The sequence below is a fragment of the Streptomyces thermodiastaticus genome, from assembly GCF_014656135.1.
In the GTDB taxonomy this organism is placed as follows: Bacteria; Actinomycetota; Actinomycetes; order Streptomycetales; family Streptomycetaceae; genus Streptomyces; species Streptomyces thermodiastaticus.
Map to the genome: position 1 here is coordinate 67,090 of NZ_BNBV01000021.1, position 18,347 is coordinate 85,436.

At 73.6% G+C, this 18,347-nt stretch carries 18 protein-coding genes; 14 read left to right on the forward strand and 4 right to left on the reverse strand.

Annotation, left to right across the window (positions count from 1 at the left end):
• Positions 1-141: 141 nt before the first annotated feature.
• The 14 genes from IE286_RS19085 (at position 142) to IE286_RS19150 (ending at position 14,161) form a co-directional block, all read left to right on the forward strand.
• Positions 142-1,914 carry an AMP-binding protein gene (locus IE286_RS19085; protein WP_189797977.1) on the forward strand — a complete coding sequence of 591 codons (1,773 nt, stop codon included), beginning with the start codon at positions 142-144 and terminating at the stop codon, positions 1,912-1,914.
• A complete protein-coding gene (locus IE286_RS19090) occupies positions 1,911-3,038 on the forward strand; it encodes a beta-ketoacyl synthase N-terminal-like domain-containing protein (RefSeq protein WP_189797978.1) in 1,128 nt (375 codons plus the stop codon). Before IE286_RS19085 ends, IE286_RS19090 begins: the two co-directional genes overlap by 4 nt.
• Positions 3,039-3,069: 31 nt before the next feature.
• On the forward strand, positions 3,070-4,041 hold the full coding sequence (locus IE286_RS19095; RefSeq protein WP_189797979.1) for a beta-ketoacyl synthase N-terminal-like domain-containing protein: 972 nt from the start codon (positions 3,070-3,072) through the stop codon (positions 4,039-4,041).
• Positions 4,042-4,072: 31 nt separating this feature from the next.
• Positions 4,073-4,333, forward strand: coding sequence for an acyl carrier protein (locus IE286_RS19100; RefSeq protein WP_189797980.1), 261 nt, complete (start codon positions 4,073-4,075; stop codon positions 4,331-4,333).
• Positions 4,330-5,094 (forward strand): 3-oxoacyl-[acyl-carrier-protein] reductase, encoded by a 765-nt coding sequence (fabG, locus tag IE286_RS19105; protein WP_189797981.1) that lies wholly within the window; start codon positions 4,330-4,332, stop codon positions 5,092-5,094. The genes IE286_RS19100 and fabG overlap by 4 nt, the downstream gene beginning before the upstream one ends.
• Before the next feature lie 49 nt (positions 5,095-5,143).
• The gene (locus IE286_RS19110) at positions 5,144-6,328 is read left to right on the forward strand and encodes a 3-deoxy-7-phosphoheptulonate synthase (RefSeq protein WP_189798028.1); all 1,185 of its coding nucleotides are present in this window, start codon (positions 5,144-5,146) and stop codon (positions 6,326-6,328) included.
• A gap of 26 nt (positions 6,329-6,354) precedes the next feature.
• Positions 6,355-7,125 carry a 2,3-dihydro-2,3-dihydroxybenzoate dehydrogenase gene (locus IE286_RS19115; RefSeq protein ID WP_189797982.1) on the forward strand — a complete coding sequence of 257 codons (771 nt, stop codon included), beginning with the start codon at positions 6,355-6,357 and terminating at the stop codon, positions 7,123-7,125.
• 36 nt (positions 7,126-7,161) lie between these two features.
• Positions 7,162-7,785 (forward strand): isochorismatase family protein, encoded by a 624-nt coding sequence (locus IE286_RS19120; RefSeq protein WP_189797983.1) that lies wholly within the window; start codon positions 7,162-7,164, stop codon positions 7,783-7,785.
• A complete protein-coding gene (locus IE286_RS19125; protein ID WP_189797984.1) occupies positions 7,782-9,740 on the forward strand; it encodes an anthranilate synthase family protein in 1,959 nt (652 codons plus the stop codon). The genes IE286_RS19120 and IE286_RS19125 overlap by 4 nt, the downstream gene beginning before the upstream one ends.
• A gap of 4 nt (positions 9,741-9,744) precedes the next feature.
• Positions 9,745-10,524: an enoyl-ACP reductase FabI gene (gene fabI / locus IE286_RS19130; RefSeq protein ID WP_189797985.1), complete on the forward strand. Its 780-nt coding sequence runs from the start codon at positions 9,745-9,747 to the stop codon at positions 10,522-10,524.
• 153 nt (positions 10,525-10,677) lie between these two features.
• A complete protein-coding gene (locus IE286_RS19135) occupies positions 10,678-12,234 on the forward strand; it encodes a sodium:solute symporter family protein (RefSeq protein WP_189797986.1) in 1,557 nt (518 codons plus the stop codon).
• A 95-nt stretch (positions 12,235-12,329) separates the two neighbouring features.
• Positions 12,330-12,857 carry a SigE family RNA polymerase sigma factor gene (locus tag IE286_RS19140; protein ID WP_229863148.1) on the forward strand — a complete coding sequence of 176 codons (528 nt, stop codon included), beginning with the start codon at positions 12,330-12,332 and terminating at the stop codon, positions 12,855-12,857.
• Positions 12,854-13,138: a hypothetical protein gene (locus tag IE286_RS19145; RefSeq protein WP_189797988.1), complete on the forward strand. Its 285-nt coding sequence runs from the start codon at positions 12,854-12,856 to the stop codon at positions 13,136-13,138. The genes IE286_RS19140 and IE286_RS19145 overlap by 4 nt, the downstream gene beginning before the upstream one ends.
• A 609-nt stretch (positions 13,139-13,747) precedes the next feature.
• Positions 13,748-14,161, forward strand: coding sequence for a Zn-ribbon domain-containing OB-fold protein (locus IE286_RS19150; protein WP_189797989.1), 414 nt, complete (start codon positions 13,748-13,750; stop codon positions 14,159-14,161).
• A 29-nt stretch (positions 14,162-14,190) separates the two neighbouring features.
• Here the strand turns inward: IE286_RS19150 and IE286_RS19155 are convergent, their stop codons facing one another.
• The 4 genes from IE286_RS19155 to IE286_RS19170 all read right to left on the reverse strand — a co-directional run bounded on the left by IE286_RS19155 (position 14,191) and on the right by IE286_RS19170 (position 18,239).
• Complete coding sequence (locus IE286_RS19155) at positions 14,191-15,531, reverse strand: glycosyltransferase 87 family protein (protein ID WP_229863158.1); 1,341 nt, start codon at positions 15,529-15,531, stop codon at positions 14,191-14,193.
• 430 nt (positions 15,532-15,961) lie between these two features.
• Positions 15,962-16,147 carry a hypothetical protein gene (locus tag IE286_RS19160; protein ID WP_125498309.1) on the reverse strand — a complete coding sequence of 62 codons (186 nt, stop codon included), beginning with the start codon at positions 16,145-16,147 and terminating at the stop codon, positions 15,962-15,964.
• Between the two features lie 377 nt (positions 16,148-16,524).
• Positions 16,525-17,154 carry an MBL fold metallo-hydrolase gene (locus tag IE286_RS19165; protein WP_189797990.1) on the reverse strand — a complete coding sequence of 210 codons (630 nt, stop codon included), beginning with the start codon at positions 17,152-17,154 and terminating at the stop codon, positions 16,525-16,527.
• Positions 17,154-18,239 carry an S-(hydroxymethyl)mycothiol dehydrogenase gene (locus tag IE286_RS19170; RefSeq protein ID WP_189797991.1) on the reverse strand — a complete coding sequence of 362 codons (1,086 nt, stop codon included), beginning with the start codon at positions 18,237-18,239 and terminating at the stop codon, positions 17,154-17,156. Before IE286_RS19170 ends, IE286_RS19165 begins: the two co-directional genes overlap by 1 nt.
• Positions 18,240-18,347 lie beyond the last annotated feature (108 nt).

An 18,347-nucleotide genomic window follows, 5' to 3' on the forward strand; every position in this document is an offset into this window, starting at 1 on the left:
GACGACGGTAGACGCCGGCCCTTGGCGGCCGTAACTACTCGAACGAGTAGGTGAGTCGGTGGGGCGCCTACTCGTTCGCGCGGTGTGCGGGCACCAACTGCCGGGCTAGCTTCTCGGACATCGGCAGAAGGGAATCCGCCAGTGACCACGCAGAGGAACCTCGCGAGCGAAAAGCTACGCGAGATCGTGGCGACAGTTCTGGAACTGGAACCGTCCGAAGTGGGCGAGTCCGCCCCCTGGGTGGATGAACTCGGCATGGCGTCCCTCGAAAAGGTCGAGGCCATCACACGCATTCAGGAGACCTTCGGCACCGCCCTGACACCGCAGCAGGCGGCGGCGATCGGCTCGGTGGCCGACGCGCTCGCCGTCCTCGCCCCGGAGGACGCCGCGGCCGGGCAGGCCGCCCTGGTCGGGCGTCTGGTGCGGCACCGGATCGACGCCGGAGAGGGTGACCGGACAGCCTACATCGACCCTGACGTGGGCCGGGTGTCATACACCGGGCTGTACGCGGCGGCCCGTGACTACGCCGCCGAGCTGCGTGCGACGGGCGTCCGGCCCGGGGAGCGCGGCGTGGTGATCGCCGAGGACTCCGTGGCCACGGTGGCAGCGGTCCTCGGTCACTGGTGGCTCGGTTCCGTGCCGGTCGTGGTGAGCCCGCTCCTCGACGACGCCGACATCGCCTTCGCGGTCGAGGACTGCGGGGCCCGCGTGGTGCACGTCGACGGCTCCGACGCCAAGCGCGCCGCCCTGCATGAAACGCTCGCGCACCTCCCGCGCGTCGACGGCGAGGACACCCGCCGCAGGATGTCGGAAGGCCGCGCGCCCGCCGACGACATCCCGCCGCCGCACACCGGGCCCGCCGACGCCGAGGCCCTCGTGCAGTACACCTCCGGCAGCACCGGCACCCCCAAGGGCGTACGGCACTCGGCGGCCGGTCTGCTGGCCATGATCGACGGCTTCGGCGGCGTCCTGGGGCTGCGCCCCGACGACACGCTGTTGACCACCGCCCGTCTCTCCTTCGGCTACGGCTTCGGCAACGCGGTGCTCTGTGTCCTCGCGGCCGGCGCGAGCGCGGCCCTGATCCGCGGAGCCGTCGACCCGTACACCGCGGCCGAGGCCCTCGCCACCCACCGGCCCACCGTCTTCTGCTCCGTACCCCGGCTCTACGCCGCCCTGACCCAGCTGCCCGGCCAGGACAGCGCCGCGTACGACGCCGTACGGCTGTGCACCACGGCCGGGGAGAACTGCCCGCCGGCGCTCGCCGAGCGCATCCGGGCGGCCTTCGGCGCCCCGCTCGTGAACTGCTTCGGCGCCACCGAACTCATGCACGTCGCCCTGGTCGCACCGGCCGACCGCACACCCGAGGGTGCGCTCGGCTTCCCCGTCCCCGGGGTCCGGGCCACCGTCCGCGACACCGACGGCACCGAACTGCCCGACGGGCAGGAGGGCCGTCTGCACATCGCCGGCCCCACCGTCGCCCTCGGCTACGTCAACCGGGCCGAGGCCGAGCGGGCGGCCTTCGCCGACGGCGGCGCCTACACCGGCGACCTGGTACGGCGCGCCCCGGACGGCTCCTTCGCCTACCTGTGCCGGACCGACGACATCCTCAACATCGGCGGCTACAAGGTGGTTCCGGCCGAGATCGAGGGCGTCCTGCGCGCCGTCGAGGGTGTCGCGGCCTGCGCGGTCGTCGCCGGCCGCGACGCCGACGGCCTGGAGCAGGCGGTGGCCTGCGTCCAGCCGGCGGACGGTGCCGACCCGGCCCGGGTGCGCCGCGCCGTGATCAGCGCCGCGCGGCGCGGGTTGCCCGCGCACAAGCGGCCCTCCCGGGTGGAGCTGTTTCCCGAACTGCCGACGACCGCCAGCGGCAAGACCGCGGCCCACACCCTGCGCACCCGGGTGGCCGAGATATGACCTGGGACATCATCGGCCTGGGCGCCGTCAGCAGCGTCGGCGCCGACGCCCGCGCCACCTACGACGCGCTGTGCGCGGGCCGCGACGGCCGCGCCCCGGTCCGCGTCTTCGACCCGGCCTTCTACCAGGCCCGGTACGCCTACGAGATCGACGACCGCGGCCCCGGCGGCGACCGCCCGCTGCGCGCCACCGGCTGGCTCCTCACCGCGGTGGAGCAGGCCCTCGCCGACGCCGGACTCGACGACGACCTCAGCGATGTGCCTGTGCTCGTCGGCACCACCCTGCGCGAGCAGCGCAGCGTGGAGCTGTGGTGGAGCGAGGGCGCTCGACTGGCCACCGACGAGCTGCACTTCGGCAACGCGCTGCGCCGCCGCTTCAACGCACGGACCAGCTACACCTTCGCCAACGCCTGTGCCGCCTCGCTGTACGCCCTCGGCATGGCCGCCGACCTGATCTGCCTCGGCCAGGCCGACACCGTCGTCGTGGCCGGCACCGACTCCATCGCGGAGTCCACCTTCGCCGCCATGGACCGGGCACAGACCCTGGTACCGGATGCCGCACGTCCCTTCGACCGCGGCCACAAGGGCATGGTCATGGGCGAGGGCGCTGTGGCCGTGGTCCTCACCCGGGCCGGAGCGCGGCGCACGGGCGTCGCGGCCCGGCTGCGCGCCGTCGGCCTCAACTGCGACGCGGGCCACCCCACGGCGCCGGACCCGGCGGGAGTGGAGGCCGGCATCCGCGACGCCCATCAGCGGGCCGGGGTGCGCCCCGGCGACATCGACCTGGTGATGCTGCACGGCACGGGCACCGCCCGCAACGACGAGACCGAGGCGGCGGTCATGTCGCGGCTCTTCACCGACGCCCCGGGCCCGCTCATGACGGCCGTCAAGTCGGGCGTCGGGCACACGTTGGGCGGCTCGGGGCTGCTGAGTCTGGTGACGGCCGTGCTGAGCATGCGGCACGGCGCCGTACCGCCGGTCATCGGACTGACCGACCCCATCGAACAGGCGGCGGAGCTGCGTCTGGTGCAGGGCGCCGCGGCGCCCGCCCGGATCGCGCTCGCCCAGGTCAACGCGTTCGGGTTCGGCGGGATCAACGCCGTCGCGGTAGTGGAGAAGGCGTGAACAGCGAACCGACAGCGGGGGTGGAACAGGCGTGAACAGCGAATCGACGGCACACCCGACCTCGGTGGTGGTCACCGGAGCCGGGCTCGCCGTACCCGGCATCGCGGGCCCCGCTGACCTCCTGCACCGCGACCGCGGCGGCACGCCGTTCGACCCGGAGACCGGCCTGAAGGGCCGCGAGCTGCGGCACAAGGACCGCGCCACCCGCCTCGCGCTGCGCGCCGTCGAACCGGCGCTGCGCGACGCGGGGCTGTACGGCCCGAACGGCCCGGACCTCGACGGCGCCCGCGCCGCCACCGTCGTCAGCTCCAACACCGGCAACTACGACAGCGTCTGCGCCTACGTCGACACCGCGGCCCAGCACACTTCGCGGGCCATCAGCGCGACCGGTCTGCCGCAGACGTCCACCAGCGCCATCGCGGGCTGGATCGCGGCCGGCTACGGGCTGCGCGGGCCCGCGGTCACGCTGTGCAACGGAGCGACGAGCGGACTCGACGCCCTGCACTGGGGCCGCAACCTGATCGCCGCGGGCCGCGCCGACACCGTCGTCGTGACCGGCGTCGAACCGGCCAACGAGGTCGTGGCCGAGCTGCTGGGCGCCGATCCCGTGGACGGCGCCGCCACGATCGTCCTGGAGTCCGCCGCGCACGCGGCCGGGCGGGGCGCCCGCGTCCGCGCCCGGTGGCGGGGATACGACCGCGGGCACGACCACGCGGAGGTCCTGCGCGCCGCGGCCGACCCGCGCGCCGAGCCGATCGGCCTGTGGCTGAGCGGAGCCCCCCGGGCCGACCGGCCGCACCTGCCGGAACGGGCCCGACTCACCTGCCTGGCCGACCGGTTGGGTGAGTGCGGCGGAGCCCTCGGGGTGCTCCAGTGCGCCGCCACGGTCGCCTACTACGACGACGGCGGTGACGGCCTGGTGCTGGCCACGGCCCGCGGCACGGACGCGTCGGCCGCGGTGGCCTTCCTGCCGCCCCGGGCGGCGGCCCGCACCGCCCTGTGACCCCACAGCCTCCCGAGAAAGGAACACGACCGTGCCCGACAGCACCTCCGTCTCCGTCGACCTGGAAGAGCTGCGCGCCCTGATGGCCGTCACCTTCGAACTGGCGCCCGAGGAGGTCACCGACGACGCCCACTTCACCCAGGACCTGGGCATGGACTCCCTCATCACGCTGGAGATCGCCACCCGGCTCGAGGACCGCTACGGCATCGACGTCACCGACGACGAGCTGAAGACCATCAACACTCTGGCCGGCGTGCACGAGCTGGTCCGGCAGAAACTCGCCGCCGCATGAGCGCGCCGACCGCCCCGGAGGGCACCGGCCGGCCCGTGGCCCTGGTCACCGGCGGCTCCCGCGGGATCGGGCGCGCCGTCGTGGCACGGCTCGCCCGGGAGGGACACGACGTGGCCTTCTGCCATCGCTCCAACGAGTCCGCCGCGAAGGAGGCGGCGGACGCCGCGGCCGAGGCCGGCGCCCGCGTGCTGCACCGCACCCTCGACATCGCCGACCCCGAGCAGGTCCGGCGGTTCGTGACCGAGACCGAACGCGAACTCGGCCCGGTGCGCACGCTCGTCAGCGCCGCCGGCATCACCCGGGACCGGCCCCTCGCCCTCATGTCCGACGACGAGTGGCACGACGTGCTGTCCACCAACCTGGACGGCACCTACGCGGTCTGCCGCGCCGTGATCACCCGCATGATGCGCCGCAAGGCCGGCTGCGTCATCACCCTGTCCTCGGTCGCCGGGGTTCACGGCAACGCCCACCAGACCAACTACTCGGCGTCGAAGGCCGGGATCATCGGCTTCACCCGGGCCCTGGCCAAGGAGTGCGGCCCCTACGGCGTCCGCGCCAACGTCGTGGCGCCGGGCTTCATCGACACCGACATGACCGCGGCACTGACGGACACGGTGCGCGAGCGGCTCAGGGAGCGGATCCCGCTCGCCCGGTTCGGCCGCCCCGACGACGTCGCCCACCTCGTCGCCTTCCTCGCCTCCGACCGCGCCGCGTACATCACCGGCCAGGTCCTCGGCGTCGACGGCGGACTGGTCGTGTGACCGGCCCCCCGACCGCAGTACGCCCGCACCTCGCATGGGAGTTACATCAGTGGACAACGCCCTGCTCGACCTCCGTCACCAGGAGGCCCGGCAGCAGCCACCCTGGGAGGACCTGGCCCAGCTGGCGCGGGTGCGCCGGGCCCTCGCCCAGCGCCCCGCCCTGGTCCGTGCCGAGGACGTCGCCGTCCTGCGCACGCTGCTCGCCGACGTCGCCGCGGGCAAGGCCGAGATCGTCCAGGCCGGCGACTGCGCCGAGGACCCCGACGACTGCACGGCCCGGCACGTCGCCCGCAAGTGCGCCGTCCTCGATCTGCTGGCCGGCGCGCTGAAACTCACCACCGGCCGGCCCGTGGTCCGGGTGGGGCGGATGGCGGGACAGTTCGCCAAGCCCCGCTCGCAGCCCACCGAGACCGTCGGCGGACGGGAACTGCCCGTGTACCGGGGCCACCTGGTCAACGGACCGGAACCCGACCCGGAGAGCCGCCGCCCGGACCCGCTGCGCCTGCTCACCGGGTACATGGCCGCCGCCGACATCATGGGGCACCTCGGCTGGACAGCAGGCCCGCGGCCGGCCGGCGGCGCCGAGGCCGTGGTGTGGACCAGCCACGAGGCGCTGCTGCTCGACTACGAACTGCCCCTGCTGCGCCGCACCGAGGACGGCGCCCTGCTGCTCGCCTCCACGCACTTCCCGTGGATCGGCGAACGCACCCGCGGGCTCGACGGCGCCCATGTCGCCCTGCTCGCTGAAGTGGTCAACCCGGTGGCCTGCAAGGTCGGTCCGGGCATGACCCCCGACGAGCTGGTCGCCCTGTGCGAGCGGCTCGACCCTCTGCGGCAGCCGGGCCGGCTCACCCTCATCGCCCGCACCGGCGCCGACCGGGCCGCGGCCGTGCTGCCCCGCCTGGTCGCCGCCGTCCGGGCCGAGGGCCACCCGGCGATCTGGCTCACCGACCCCATGCACGGCAACACCGTCACCGGCCCCGACGGGCGCAAACGGCGGCACACGGACACCATCCGGCGGGAGATCGAGGCGTTCCAGACGACCGTGCGCGAGGCGGGCGGTGTGGCCGGCGGGCTGCACCTGGAGACCACCCCGGACGACGTCCTGGAATGCCTGCCCGGCGACCCGTCCACCGCCACCGGCGCGCCGGCCCGCGGCCCGTACACCAGCCTGTGCGACCCCCGGCTCAACCCCGCCCAGGCGCTGGCCGTCGTGGCCGCCTGGCGGCCCTGAGACATCCCGGCAGCGAAAGGAAGAACATGCAGGACAAGACAGCCATCGTCACCGGAGCCGCAGGCGGGATCGGCGGCGCGGTCGTCGCCGCCCTGGTCCGGGCCGGCGTCCATGTCGCCGCCGTCGACCGCGAGGCGGACCGGCTGCACAAGCGCGCCGACGAGGTGACCGGGGGACCGGGCACGGTCACGCCGTACCCCGCGGACGTCACCGATTCCGGCGCCGTCCGCGACCTGGTCGACTCCGTCGAACGGACGCTGGGCCCCGTGGACTTCCTCGTCAACGCCGCCGGGGTGCTGCACGTGGGACCCGTCGTCGGATACGGCGACGAGGAGTGGGCCCGTACGTTCGCGGTGAACGCCACCGGTGTCTTCCTCATGTCCCGTGCGGTGGCCGAGCGGATGGTGCCCCGCCGCTCGGGCGCCATCGTGACCGTGGCCTCCAACGCGGCCCGCACTCCGCGCGCCGAGATGGCCGCCTACGCCGCCTCCAAGGCCGCCGCCGCCCACTTCACCAAGTCGCTCGGCGTCGAGCTGGCGCCGTACAGCATCCGCTGCAATGTGGTGGGCCCGGGCTCCACCGACACGCCGATGCTCACCTCGATGTGGCGGGACGAGTCGGACCGCGAGGCCACCCTGCGCGGCCGCCCGGAGACCTATCGCCTCGGCATCCCGCTGGGCCGCATAGCCCGGCCCGAGAACATCGCCGACGCCGTGCTGTTCCTGCTGTCCGACGCCGCCGCGCACATCACGCTGCACGACCTGACGGTCGACGGCGGAGCCACCCTCGGCGCCTGACGCCCTGCTCCCCGCCCGCCCTTCGAGAGGACCGCCATGCCAGGCATCCCGCCCATCACGCCCTACCCGATGCCGACCAGCGGCGAGCTGCCCGCCCGTATCCCTCGCTGGACGATCGACCCCGCCCGCGCCGTGCTCCTCGTGCACGACATGCAGCGGTACTTCCTGCGCCCGCTGCCCGACGCGCTCCGCGCCGAACTGGTCCGCGGCGTCGCCGCGTTGCGCGACCACTGCGCCCGGGCCGGCATGCCCATCGCCTACACCGCGCAGCCCGGCGGGATGACCCCCGAGGAGCGCGGACTGCTCAACGACTTCTGGGGGCCGGGCATGCAGGTCAGCCCGGCCGACCGGGAGATCGTCGAACCGCTGGCCCCGGCCGGCGCCGACTGGGTGTTCACCAAGTGGCGCTACAGCGCCTTCTTCAAGTCCGACCTGTTGCAGCAGATGCGCGGGGCCGGACGCGACCAGCTGATCGTCTGCGGTGTGTACGCGCACGTGGGCGTCCTGATGAGCGCCGTGGAGGCCTACACCCACGACATCGAGACCTTCCTCGTGGCCGACGCCGTCGCGGACTTCAGCGCCACCGACCACCGCATGGCCCTGGAGTACGCGGCCCGCACCTGCGCCGTCGTCACCACCACCAAGGAGGTCCTCGGATGACCGGTGTGCCCCCAGCCGATCCGCTCGGCCGCGTCCTGTCGCCCGAGCCCGGACCCTTCGCGCTGCTGCACCGTCCCGGCTCGGCCGGCCCCGGTGTCGTGGATGTGATCCTCGGCAAGGTGTCCACCCCCGGCACGCTCGCCGCACTGCCGCTGCCCACGACGCCCCGGCAGCCCGGAGCCCACCACGAACTGCTCACTGTCGTGCCCTTCCGGCAGGTCGCCGAGCGGGGCTACGCCTGCGCCGACGACGGGGCACCACTCATCGCGCTGGAGGTGCGCGAGCAGGCGGCCGTAGCGCTCACCGACGTCCTGACCCGCGTCCCCGACCGGGGGATCCAGCTGTCCGGCGGGGACTTCGACGTGTCCGACGAGGCGTACGCCGACATCGTGAGCAGGGTCGTCGCGGACGAGATCGGCACCGGCCAGGGCGCCAACTTCGTCATCAAGCGGTCGTTCGTCGCCGAGATCGCCGACTACGGCGTGGCCGACGCACTGACCCTGTTCCGGCGGCTGCTCGAGCGCGAGTCGGCCGCGTACTGGACCTTCGTGATCCACACCGGTGAGCGCACCTTCGTCGGTGCCTCGCCGGAGCGGCATGTGAGCCTGCGCGACGGCACCGCCGTGATGAACCCGATCAGCGGCACCTACCGCTATCCGGCGGGCGGACCCACCCTCTCCGGCGTCCTGGACTTCCTCGCCGACCGCAAGGAGGCCGACGAGCTGTACATGGTCGTCGACGAGGAACTCAAGATGATGAGCCGGGTCTGCCCGGACCAGGTGCGCGTCGTCGGCCCTCATCTCAAGGAGATGTCCCGGCTCGCGCACACCGAGTACTTCATCGAGGGGCGTACGACCCGAGCCCCTCAGGAGATCCTGCGCGAGACGCTGTTCGCCCCCACCGTCACCGGCAGCCCGCTGGAGAGCGCCTGCCGGGTGATCGCCCGGTACGAGCCCGGCGGCCGCGGTTACTACAGCGGCGTCGCCGCGCTGATCGGCCGGGACGCGCAGGGCGCCCGCACCCTGGACTCCGCAATCCTCATCCGGACCGCCGACATCGACCGCACCGGACGGCTCGCGATCGGCGTCGGCGCCACCCTCGTCCGCCACTCCGATCCGGCCTCCGAGGTGGCCGAGACCCGGGCCAAGGCGGCCGGTCTGGTCGCCGCGCTGCGGGACGCCGCGCCGACGGGCTTCCGGGACCACCCGCAGGTCCGCTCGGCGCTGCTCCGGCGCAACGACCCCCTCGGCAGGTTCTGGCTGGCCGACCGCGCGGAGCCGGCCGCCGAGGGCGCCCTGCTCGGCGGCCGGCGGGTCCTGGTGGTCGACGCCGAGGACACGTTCACCTCGATGATCGAGAAACAGCTGCGGTCGCTGGGCCTGGAGGTGACCGTACGGCGCTTCGACCAGCCGTACGCCTTCGACGAGCACGACCTCGTCGTCATGGGGCCCGGCCCCGGCGATCCACGCGCCACGGCCGATCCGAAGATCGCCCACCTGGACGGCGCGGTGCGTGAACTCCTGGGCAGCGGGCGGCCGTTCCTCGCCGTCTGCCTCAGCCACCAGGTGCTCAGCCGGGCGCTCGGCCTCGAGCTGATCCGCAGGGCGGTGCCCAACCAGGGCGTGCATCGGGAGATCGACCTCTTCGGCCGCCGTGAACACGTCGGCTTCTACAACACCTTCGCCGCCCGCAGCACCCGCGATGTCATCGACGGGCCGTACGGCGCCCGGGTGGAGGTCAGCCGGGACCCGCGCACCGGCGAGGTGCACGCGCTGCGCGCGGAACGCTTCGCCTCGATGCAGTTCCACGCGGAGTCGGTGCTCACCCGGCACGGCCCGCGCATCATCGGCAGCTTCCTGGCGGGCCTCGTGCGGGACACCGCGCCCGCCTCCCGCCGGACCCCCGTATCCCTGGCCGTCGCAGCCGCCGACGGCGTACCGAGCAAGGACCGTTGAGGACATGAGCGGAATACTCCACGGCAAGAACATCCTGATCACGGGGATGCTCAGTGAGAAGTCGATCGCCTTCCACGCGGCACGGCTCGCCCAGCGGGAGGGCGCGCGGGTCGTCCTGACCGCCTTCGGGCGGCGCAGCCTCGTCGAGCTGACCGCCAAGCGGCTGCCCGAGCCCGCGCCCGTCGTCGACCTGGACGTGCAGAACCAGGAGCACTTGGACACCCTCGCCGACCGGGTCGCCGAGCACCTCGGCGAGGAACCGGCGCTGGACGGCGTTGTGCACTCCATCGCCTTCGCCCCGCAGGACGCACTGGGCGGCAACTTCCTGAACACCGGCTGGAGTTCGGTCGCCACCTCGCTGGAGGTGTCGGCGTACTCGCTCAAGGCGCTGACCATCGCCGTGCTGCCGCTGCTCGAGCACCGCGGCGGAGCGGTCGTCGGCCTGGACTTCGACGCCCGGCAGGCCTGGCCGCACTACGACTGGATGGGCGTCAGCAAGGCGGCGCTGGAGGCCGTCAACCGCTATCTGGCCCGCTATCTGGGCGGCCGGAGCATCCGCTGCAACCTCGTCTCGGCGGGCCCGATCCGCTCCATGGCCGCCAAGTCGATCCCCGGCTTCGCGGAACTGGCGGAGGCGAGCACCTCGCGCGCGACGCTCGGCTGGGACCTGGAGGACCCCGAGCCGGCCGCCCGCGGGGTGGTCGCTCTGCTGTCGGACTGGTTCCCGAGGACCACCGGCGAGATCGTCCACGTCGACGGAGGCACCCACATGGTGGGGGCGTGAGCGCGGACTCCCCGCGCGATCCGGTGCGACCTCCCCCACACGCCCGGCGACACAACGGCCGCGACCGGACGACCGACAGAATGTCCGCGATGCGGAGATCTCGTCCCGGAGCCGCTTGCGCCGGGTGCAGAGGAACCCCTAGCGTCAACCGCCATGGCGTCTGTGAGTGGCAGTCCGTTGCCCTTCTTCGCCTTGGTGGTGACGGGCGTCGCGGTCGCGGCACGGGCGCTCTCCGGCCGCCGGGACCGCGAGGAGCTGCCCGATCCGGCCGGCTGGGCCCTGGCCCGGCGCGGCCTGGGCCTCGGCGCCACGGTGGTAATCCTCGGCGGCACGGTGTACACGGCGTACACAGTCGTCGCAGTGCCCGGACTGACGTACGCCACCGGCGGGTTCGGGCTCTACGCCCTCACCTACACCCTGCTGCTCACACCCGCCGCCCTCTTCGTGCTGCCGCGCCTGCACGCCATGGCGCGCCGGTACGACCTGCTCACCACCGCGGACTTCGCCCTCGCCCGGTACCGCTCGCACGCCCTGGCCCTGGCGGTGGTGCTGTCCGGGCTGCTGGCCACCATGCCGTATCTGGCGCTGCAGGTCGTGGGCCTGGGAGCGGCGTTGCGGGCGATGGGTGTCGACCTCGCGGACCCCCGGGTGGTGCTGGGGATCGTGCTCCTGTTCGCCCTGGTGACCGCCGCCCTGCTGCCGCGCGGCCTGCGGGTGTGCGTGCGCGTCGCCGGGTTCAAGGCGGTCCTCATGGCGGTGCTGCTGGTCGTCTCGCTGACGCTGGTGGCGCAGGGCGGCGCGGGCGCCGGACGGGTCTTCGAGGAGGCCGGACGGCGCCTGGCCGGCCAGGGGATGAGCCTGGTGCCGCCCGTGGGAACCCGTACCGCCTATGTCACGCTCGCCTGTGGCAGCGTGCTCGCCCAGCTGATGTACCCCCAGGTGCTCACGGTCGCCCTGGCTGCCCGTGGAGCGGACACCGTCCGGCGGGCGGTCCTCGCCCTGCCGATGTGGACCTTCGCCCTCGGCCTCTTCGCCTACCTGGGCTTCGCCGCGCTCGCCTTCGGCGTGACCACCCCGCCCGGCCACGCCGAACTCGCCGCGCCGGAGCTGTTGCGCCGGCTGGCCGAACCCTGGCTGGCCGGACTCCTCCTCGGCGGCCTCGCCGTCGCCGCCCTGCTGCCCGGCGCCGTCATGGCCGTCTCCATGGCCATGCTGGTCACCCGCAACGTCTACACCGAGTACTTCAACCCGACGGCGACCCCCAAGCACGAGGTGCGCATTGCCCGCTTCGCCGCCACCGCCTTCGTCCTGGGCGCCCTCGTCTTCGCGCTGCTGCTGCAACCGCAGGACGCGGTCAACCTGCATCTCCTGGGCGGCGTCTGGATCATCCAGACGGTGCCCGCCGTCGGATGCGCGGCCTACACCCGCTGGTTCCACCGCCGGGCCCTGCTGGCCGGCTGGGCGGTCGGCATGGCCAGCGGCACCCTGCTGACCGTCGTGGACGGCTTCGACTCCGTGGTGACCCTCGGCTCGGGAACCGGGCGGATCTCGCTCTACACCGCCCTGGTCGCACTCGCCCTCAACCTGGCCGTGGCTGTGCTCCTCACCCCGGTCCTGGACCGCCTGGGCGTGGTCCGCGGCCCCGACGCGCTCGCACCCGGCGACCCCGTGGCGCGGCGCGGCTCCCGCTTCGCCTTTCGCATCGACTGACCCTTCGAGCCGCGGTGAACCAGGAGGAGTAGCGGATGAACCCCACCAGACCACTCACCCGTGCCGATCACCGCGGGGAAGCGGAGGAGGGGGCGGTGGCCGAGCACACCGCCGCGGTCACGCCGGACACCGACCGGGACACCGCGGTCGCCGCCCTGTTCGAGACCCACCACGCCGGTCTGCTCCGCCTGGCCGTCCTGCTCGGCGCCGGGCCCGACGCGGAGGACGTGGTGGCCGAGGCCTTCTACCAGCTCCAGCGCCGCTGGGGACGGATACGGGACAAGGACGCCGCCGTCGGCTATCTGCGCGGGGTGATCCTCAACCTGACCCGGATGCGTTTCCGCCATCTGCGCGTGGTGCGCCGGCACGCCCAGCAGAACGTGGAGTTCACCGAGGACTCGGCCGAACAACACGCCTTACTCCGCGACGAACACCGGCACGTGGTCAGCGCGTTGCGCACCCTGCCGACCCGGCAGCACCAGGTGCTCGTGCTGCGATACTGGCTGGATCTGAGCGAAGCGGAGATCGCCCGGACCATGGGCATCTCCCAGGGCGCCGTGAAATCCCACGCATCCAGAGGCATGGCGAGACTCAGCAGCATCCTGAAGGGAGCCGAGGCATGAACGGGGGTACGGAAGAACGGTTGCGGTCGGCTCTCGCCGGGCTCGCGGACACGGTCCAGGAGTCACCGGACGCCTACCAACGGGCGCGCCGGCAGTGGCGCCGCCGGGACCTGCGGCGCCGCGCCCTCACCGTGGCGATCGTGCTGGTCATGGTCGTCATCGCGTGCGGAGTCGGCATCTGGGCCCTGTCCGGCGCCTCCCCGGCCCGGCACGTCATCTTCAACGGCGACCGGCAGGACTCCGCGCAGGACCGCAGCATCTACCCGCCCGGGTCCCCCTGAGGGCACCTGCGCCCAGCCGCGTCGGCCCGCCGTGACACCGGCGGGCCCACGACCAGGTCGGCGGCTCAGGCGAGCGAGACGGTCGCGTGAACGTGTGCTCTTCCGGCTCAGCCACGCCGCACCCTCGGACGATCACCGCCATGCCTCCAAGTTGCGTCCGACACCCGCATCGACAGCCGGTTCGTGGACCGATCGAGAGCCCTGCTCGCCTGCTCGCCCGGATCGCGCCGTGCGCACCGCCCCTGCCGTCGCACACCGCATCGCCCGATCACATCCCCGGCACCCACATCCCTGGCACCGCTCCCCCGCCCCGTGCACACCTCGCCCCGGTGCGCTGCCGGTGCGGTGTGCGCGATGTGCGGTCCCCTGGTTCTCCGTCTCCTTCCTGCTCGACGGCCGTGCGGCCGGGGCTGCCGTGCCTGCTCGACGGCCGTGTCGTCCAGGGCCGTCCCGGGCCGGGCACGCCGGAGGGTACGCAGTGCCTTTACCGGCGGCACTCAGTGCCATAATCTGATGGTGTGCACGGTGGCGCCGTCGTACCGCGCACACCCGTACGCGGGTGCTCCGCCGCGTGCGGGATCTCCGGCTCAGCGCAGGGAGTTGACCAGCGTGTACCACCTGTCAGGAAATGCCGCTCGTCCGGTGGCCGGCTCCGCGACCGGCCTGCTGGAGTCCGAGGCCCGCGACACGGAGGCCTTGTACTTCCAGCGCTGCACCTGGTGCGGTACGGCCATGTACCACCGGCTGCTGTGTCCGGTGTGCCGGGGCAGCGACCTGCGTACCGAGCGCAGCGAGGGCCTCGGCACGGTCCGCCACTCCACCGTGGTGCACCGCAACTCCCCGGCCGCGCGCAATGTGTCCCTGATCGAGATGAACGAGGGCTTCGTCGTCCGCGGCCGGGTCATGGGCCCGCCCATCGGCATCCACGGCGGTGACCGGGTGCGGCTGATCACGGCGAAGGACCCGGTGCGGGGCGAGCCGGTCTTCCAGCTCGTCGACGACCCGTCCCCCGCCCGGAACTGAACCGGGCCGCCCTGCCCGGCCGGTGCGGGTCAGGGCAGCGGCGAACGGTCGGGCGCGCGGTGCGGGCGAGAGGCGGCGGGGACGGCGGGGCGTCGCCGCCCGCTGTCGGCGCGGGCCAGCGCCAGGAGGGTGAGCACGGCGCACACGGCGTAGACCGTGCCGGGCCAGGCGAGCAGCGCCGGATAGGGATCGTGCCGCGGCAGGCCGTCCTCCACCCCGGTCAGCCGCGGCACCAGGCGGGTCACGGTGACCAGGGCCCACAGGGCGAGGGTGACACGGCTGAGCGTGTGCCCCCGGCCCGGCCCGTGGGCCAGCCAGATCATGGCGGGCACACACCAGATCCAGTGGTGCCCCCAGGAGATGGGGCACACCAGCAGCCCGTACAGCTCCACGGCGACCAGGGCGCCGAGCCGATCGCCCCGGCGCACGCAGGAGCGCAGCGCCCAGGCAGCGGCGAGCGTCACCCCGGCGAGCGCCGCCCACCACAGCGGTGAGGCGGTGACGTCCGGGCCGAGCAGCCGGGTCAGGGCCCCGCGCAGGGACTGGTTGCGCATCGTCCAGACCGGACCCACGCGGCGCGTGTCGGTGACCAGCTCCGTCCAGTAGCGCACCGACTCGTGCGGGGCGACGCACCAGGCCAGCACCACGGTCGCGATCCCCGTGCCGACGGCCCACACCGCCGCCCGCCACTGCCGGGTGACCAGCAGATACAGACCGGCGACGGCCGGGGTCAGTTTCACCGAGGACGCCAGTCCCACCGCCGCGCCCCGCGCCACCGCGCTGCGGCACAGTGCGAGACCGCCCAGGACGACCGCGCCCAGCAGCAGATTGACCTGCCCCTGGTCGAGGGTGTGGCGCACGGGCGCCGTCCACAGTCCGGCGGCGGCCCACAGCAGGGCGAGGTCCCGGGTGCGCCCGCCGGGGCGCGGGGTGAGCAGCCCGAGGGCGCCCGCCGCGAGGACGACCAGGGCGGCGATCGACAGCGCCTGCCACAGGGCGAGCAGCACCGTCCAGGGCAGCGGGGACAGCGGCAGGAACAGCAGGGCCGCGAACGGCGGATAGGTGAACGGCAGGACGGGGATCGGCGGCTTGGTGTGCAGCGCGTAGTCGTACAGGCCGCCGGTGAGCACATGCGGTGCACCCTCGCGGTAGACCCGCAGGTCCAGGGGTGCGGGCGGATGGGCGGCGAGGACGAGGGCGTGCAGCACCAGGGAGCCGGCGAGGACCCAGCCGGCGTGCCCGGAGAGCCACGCGACGCACCGGCGCCCTCGGTCCAGGGCCGCTCCGACCGGCTCGGCCCGGCTCGCGATACCGGTCCGTCCCTCGACTCCTCGGCGCTCGTCCGCGGCGCCTGCTCCCTCCGCCCTCACGCGCCCGCAGCCTAGCCCGTCGGACACGGCCCCGGGGTCCGTCGCACGAGGGATACGGGAGGGCCAGGCGTTGACGGAACCGGGCGACGGGGCCCGAGGCGCACGGTGGGCATGCCATCGGGAGAGACGAGCGCCTCGAGAGGCGGGCAGGCGCCCGGAGAAGCGGGCGCCTTCGCCGGTGCAGGCGGCGGGACGACTACGGACGAACGGACGAGCTGCGGATGCCGTGAGAACGGGAACAGCCCCGAAGGCCGGAGGAGCGGGCCTCGCCCGGGGACGGTGCGGGCGGACGACGCGGACCGCGTCCGCTACGGGGCCCGGCCGGGCCGTCGCACGGGCCGGGCCGGTGCGTCGGAGCACGGGCAGGCCATGAGGCCGGTGCGGGCCGGCCGCGTGCGCGACACAGACGCGGCGGGCACCTCGGCGGGACCTACGCGGCCCGGCCCGAGTGCCATGCGGCCGCGGCCCACTCCATGACCAGGCGCTGGTACTGCTCACGCTGCTCGGTGGTGAGCCTTCCGCCCGCCCGGCGCCACAGGGCACGGATCTCCTCGTTGACCTCCGCGGCCGATCGCTCGGAGGCGGGTTCAACAGTGATGGACATGCTGTGAAGCATATGCCGGTCGGCGTGAAGACGGCGTGAGTAAGTAGGAGTGATTCGGGCATATCGGACCGTGGTGCTCATCACGTCAAGGCCACTCCGCGAACGGGCAGTTGATGACCGGCCGCCGGGACGGGGCGGACGGGGGCAGTGCGGTGACAAGCGTCACGTGGGACAGCCCGGCAACGGCAGCGGGCTGCCCCGGCTCACCCGCGCACGGCGGCCGGCGGCGGCAGCCGGGCCCCGCGGACCGGCCGTCCACGACGGCCGCACCCCGTCCACCACGGTCACGGGTCGCCCGCGGCCGTCGCCGCCCCTGGTGCCGCTGCGGGGGCGGCCCTGATCCGCCGGACCGGGGAGCCCCGCCGTCGCATGCGGCGGCGCCGCCCGCCTCAGTGACCGCGGGCGATCCACTCGTCGAGGTGGGGTGCCTCGTCGCCGATGGTGGTGGCGTCGCCGTGGCCGGTGAGCACCCGCGTCTCGGGCGGCAGGGTCAGCAGGCGGTCGCGCACGGACTCGATGATCGTCGGGAAGTGGGAGTAGGAGCGGCCGGTGGCGCCGGGGCCGCCCTGGAAAAGGGTGTCGCCGGTGAAGACGGCGCCGAGACCGGGGTCGTACAGGCTCACCGCGCCCGGGGCGTGCCCCGGGGTGTGGATCACCCGCAGGTCGGCTCCGGCGGCCTCGATGACCTGACCGTCGCTCAGATGCTCGTCCGGGTCCCGGTGCGGGTGGGTCATCTTCCACAGCGGCAGGTCGTCGGGGTGCAGCCAGATCCGCGCGCCGGTCCGGTCGGAGAGCGCGGGTGCGGCGTTGACGTGGTCGTTGTGGGCGTGGGTGCACACGATCGCGGTGAGCCGGCGGTCACCGACCGCGGCGGCGATCGCGTCGGCGTCGTGGGCGGCGTCGATGACGATCACCTCGTGGTCGTCGCCGACGAGCCACACGTTGTTGTCCACGTCCCAGGTGCCGCCGTCGAGCGTGAACTGCCCGGAGGTGACGAGGCGTTCGATGCGGGCGGTCATCACAGCACCACCACCGAGCGCAGCACGTCGCCGTGGTGCATCCGCTCGAACGCCTTCTCCACCTCGTCCAGCTGGATGGTCTCGGTGACGAACTTCTCCAGCGGCAGCCGCCCCTGCTGGTGCAGGTCGATGAGCATCGGGAAGTCGCGGGAGGGCAGGCAGTCCCCGTACCAGGAGGACTTGAGCGCGCCGCCGCGTCCGAAGACGTCCAGCAACGGCAGTTCCAGTTTCATCTCCGGAGTCGGCACGCCCACCAGGACGACCGTGCCGGCCAGGTCGCGGGCGTAGAAGGCCTGCCGGTAGGTCTCGGGGCGGCCCACGGCCTCGATGACCACGTCGGCGCCGAAACCGCCGGTCAGTTCGCGGATGGCCTCGACCGGGTCGGTGGTGCGGGAGTTGACGGTGTGGGTGGCGCCCATGGAGCGGGCGGTGTCGAGCTTCCGCTCGTCGACGTCGACCGCGATGATCTTCGCGGCGCCGGCCAGGCGGGCGCCGACGATCGCCGCGTCCCCGACGCCGCCGCAGCCGATCACGGCGACCGAGTCGCCGCGGGTGACGTTGCCGGTGTTGATGGCCGCGCCGATGCCGGCCATCACGCCGCAGCCCAGCAGCCCGGCCACGGCCGGGGAGACGGACGGGTCGACCTTGGTGCACTGCCCGGCGGCCACCAGGGTCTTCTCGGCGAACGCGCCGATGCCGAGGGCCGCCGACAGTTCGGTGCCGTCGGTGAGCGTCATCTTCTGCCGGGCGTTGTGGGTGTCGAAGCAGTACCAGGGCCGGCCCCGCAGACAGGCCCGGCACTGGCCGCACACCGCGCGCCAGTTGAGGATCACGAAGTCGCCGGGGGCGACGTCGGTGACCCCGTCCCCGACCGACTCCACCACGCCTGCGGCCTCATGGCCCAGCAGAAAGGGGAACTCGTCGGTGATGCCGCCCTGTTTGTAGTGCAGGTCGGTGTGGCAGACACCGCAGGCCTGGACCCGCACCACGGCTTCTCCCGGCCCGGGGTCGGGCACCACGATCGTCTCGACCCGCACGGGCTCGTTCTTGCCGGGTGCGATCACGCCGCGTACGTCCTGCGCCATGAGGAGGTCCTTTCCCTCGGCCGTTGTCCGTTCCCGACACTACGCCGCAACTGATCGGTAAGGGGACGGATCGGCACGCGAAGATCGCGGAACGAGGGCGGCGGCCGG

Coding starts and splice junctions, on each gene's coding strand:
- IE286_RS19090 (WP_189797978.1), top strand. CDS start 1,911: ATGACCTGGGACATCATCGGCCTGGGCGCCGTCAGCAGCGTCGGCGCC.
- fabG (WP_189797981.1), top strand. CDS start 4,330: ATGAGCGCGCCGACCGCCCCGGAGGGCACCGGCCGGCCCGTGGCCCTG.
- IE286_RS19115 (WP_189797982.1), top strand. CDS start 6,355: ATGCAGGACAAGACAGCCATCGTCACCGGAGCCGCAGGCGGGATCGGC.
- IE286_RS19120 (WP_189797983.1), top strand. CDS start 7,162: ATGCCAGGCATCCCGCCCATCACGCCCTACCCGATGCCGACCAGCGGC.
- IE286_RS19125 (WP_189797984.1), top strand. CDS start 7,782: ATGACCGGTGTGCCCCCAGCCGATCCGCTCGGCCGCGTCCTGTCGCCC.
- fabI (WP_189797985.1), top strand. CDS start 9,745: ATGAGCGGAATACTCCACGGCAAGAACATCCTGATCACGGGGATGCTC.
- IE286_RS19135 (WP_189797986.1), top strand. CDS start 10,678: ATGGCGTCTGTGAGTGGCAGTCCGTTGCCCTTCTTCGCCTTGGTGGTG.
- IE286_RS19145 (WP_189797988.1), top strand. CDS start 12,854: ATGAACGGGGGTACGGAAGAACGGTTGCGGTCGGCTCTCGCCGGGCTC.
- IE286_RS19160 (WP_125498309.1), bottom strand. CDS start 16,147: ATGCTTCACAGCATGTCCATCACTGTTGAACCCGCCTCCGAGCGATCG.
- IE286_RS19165 (WP_189797990.1), bottom strand. CDS start 17,154: ATGACCGCCCGCATCGAACGCCTCGTCACCTCCGGGCAGTTCACGCTC.
- IE286_RS19170 (WP_189797991.1), bottom strand. CDS start 18,239: ATGGCGCAGGACGTACGCGGCGTGATCGCACCCGGCAAGAACGAGCCC.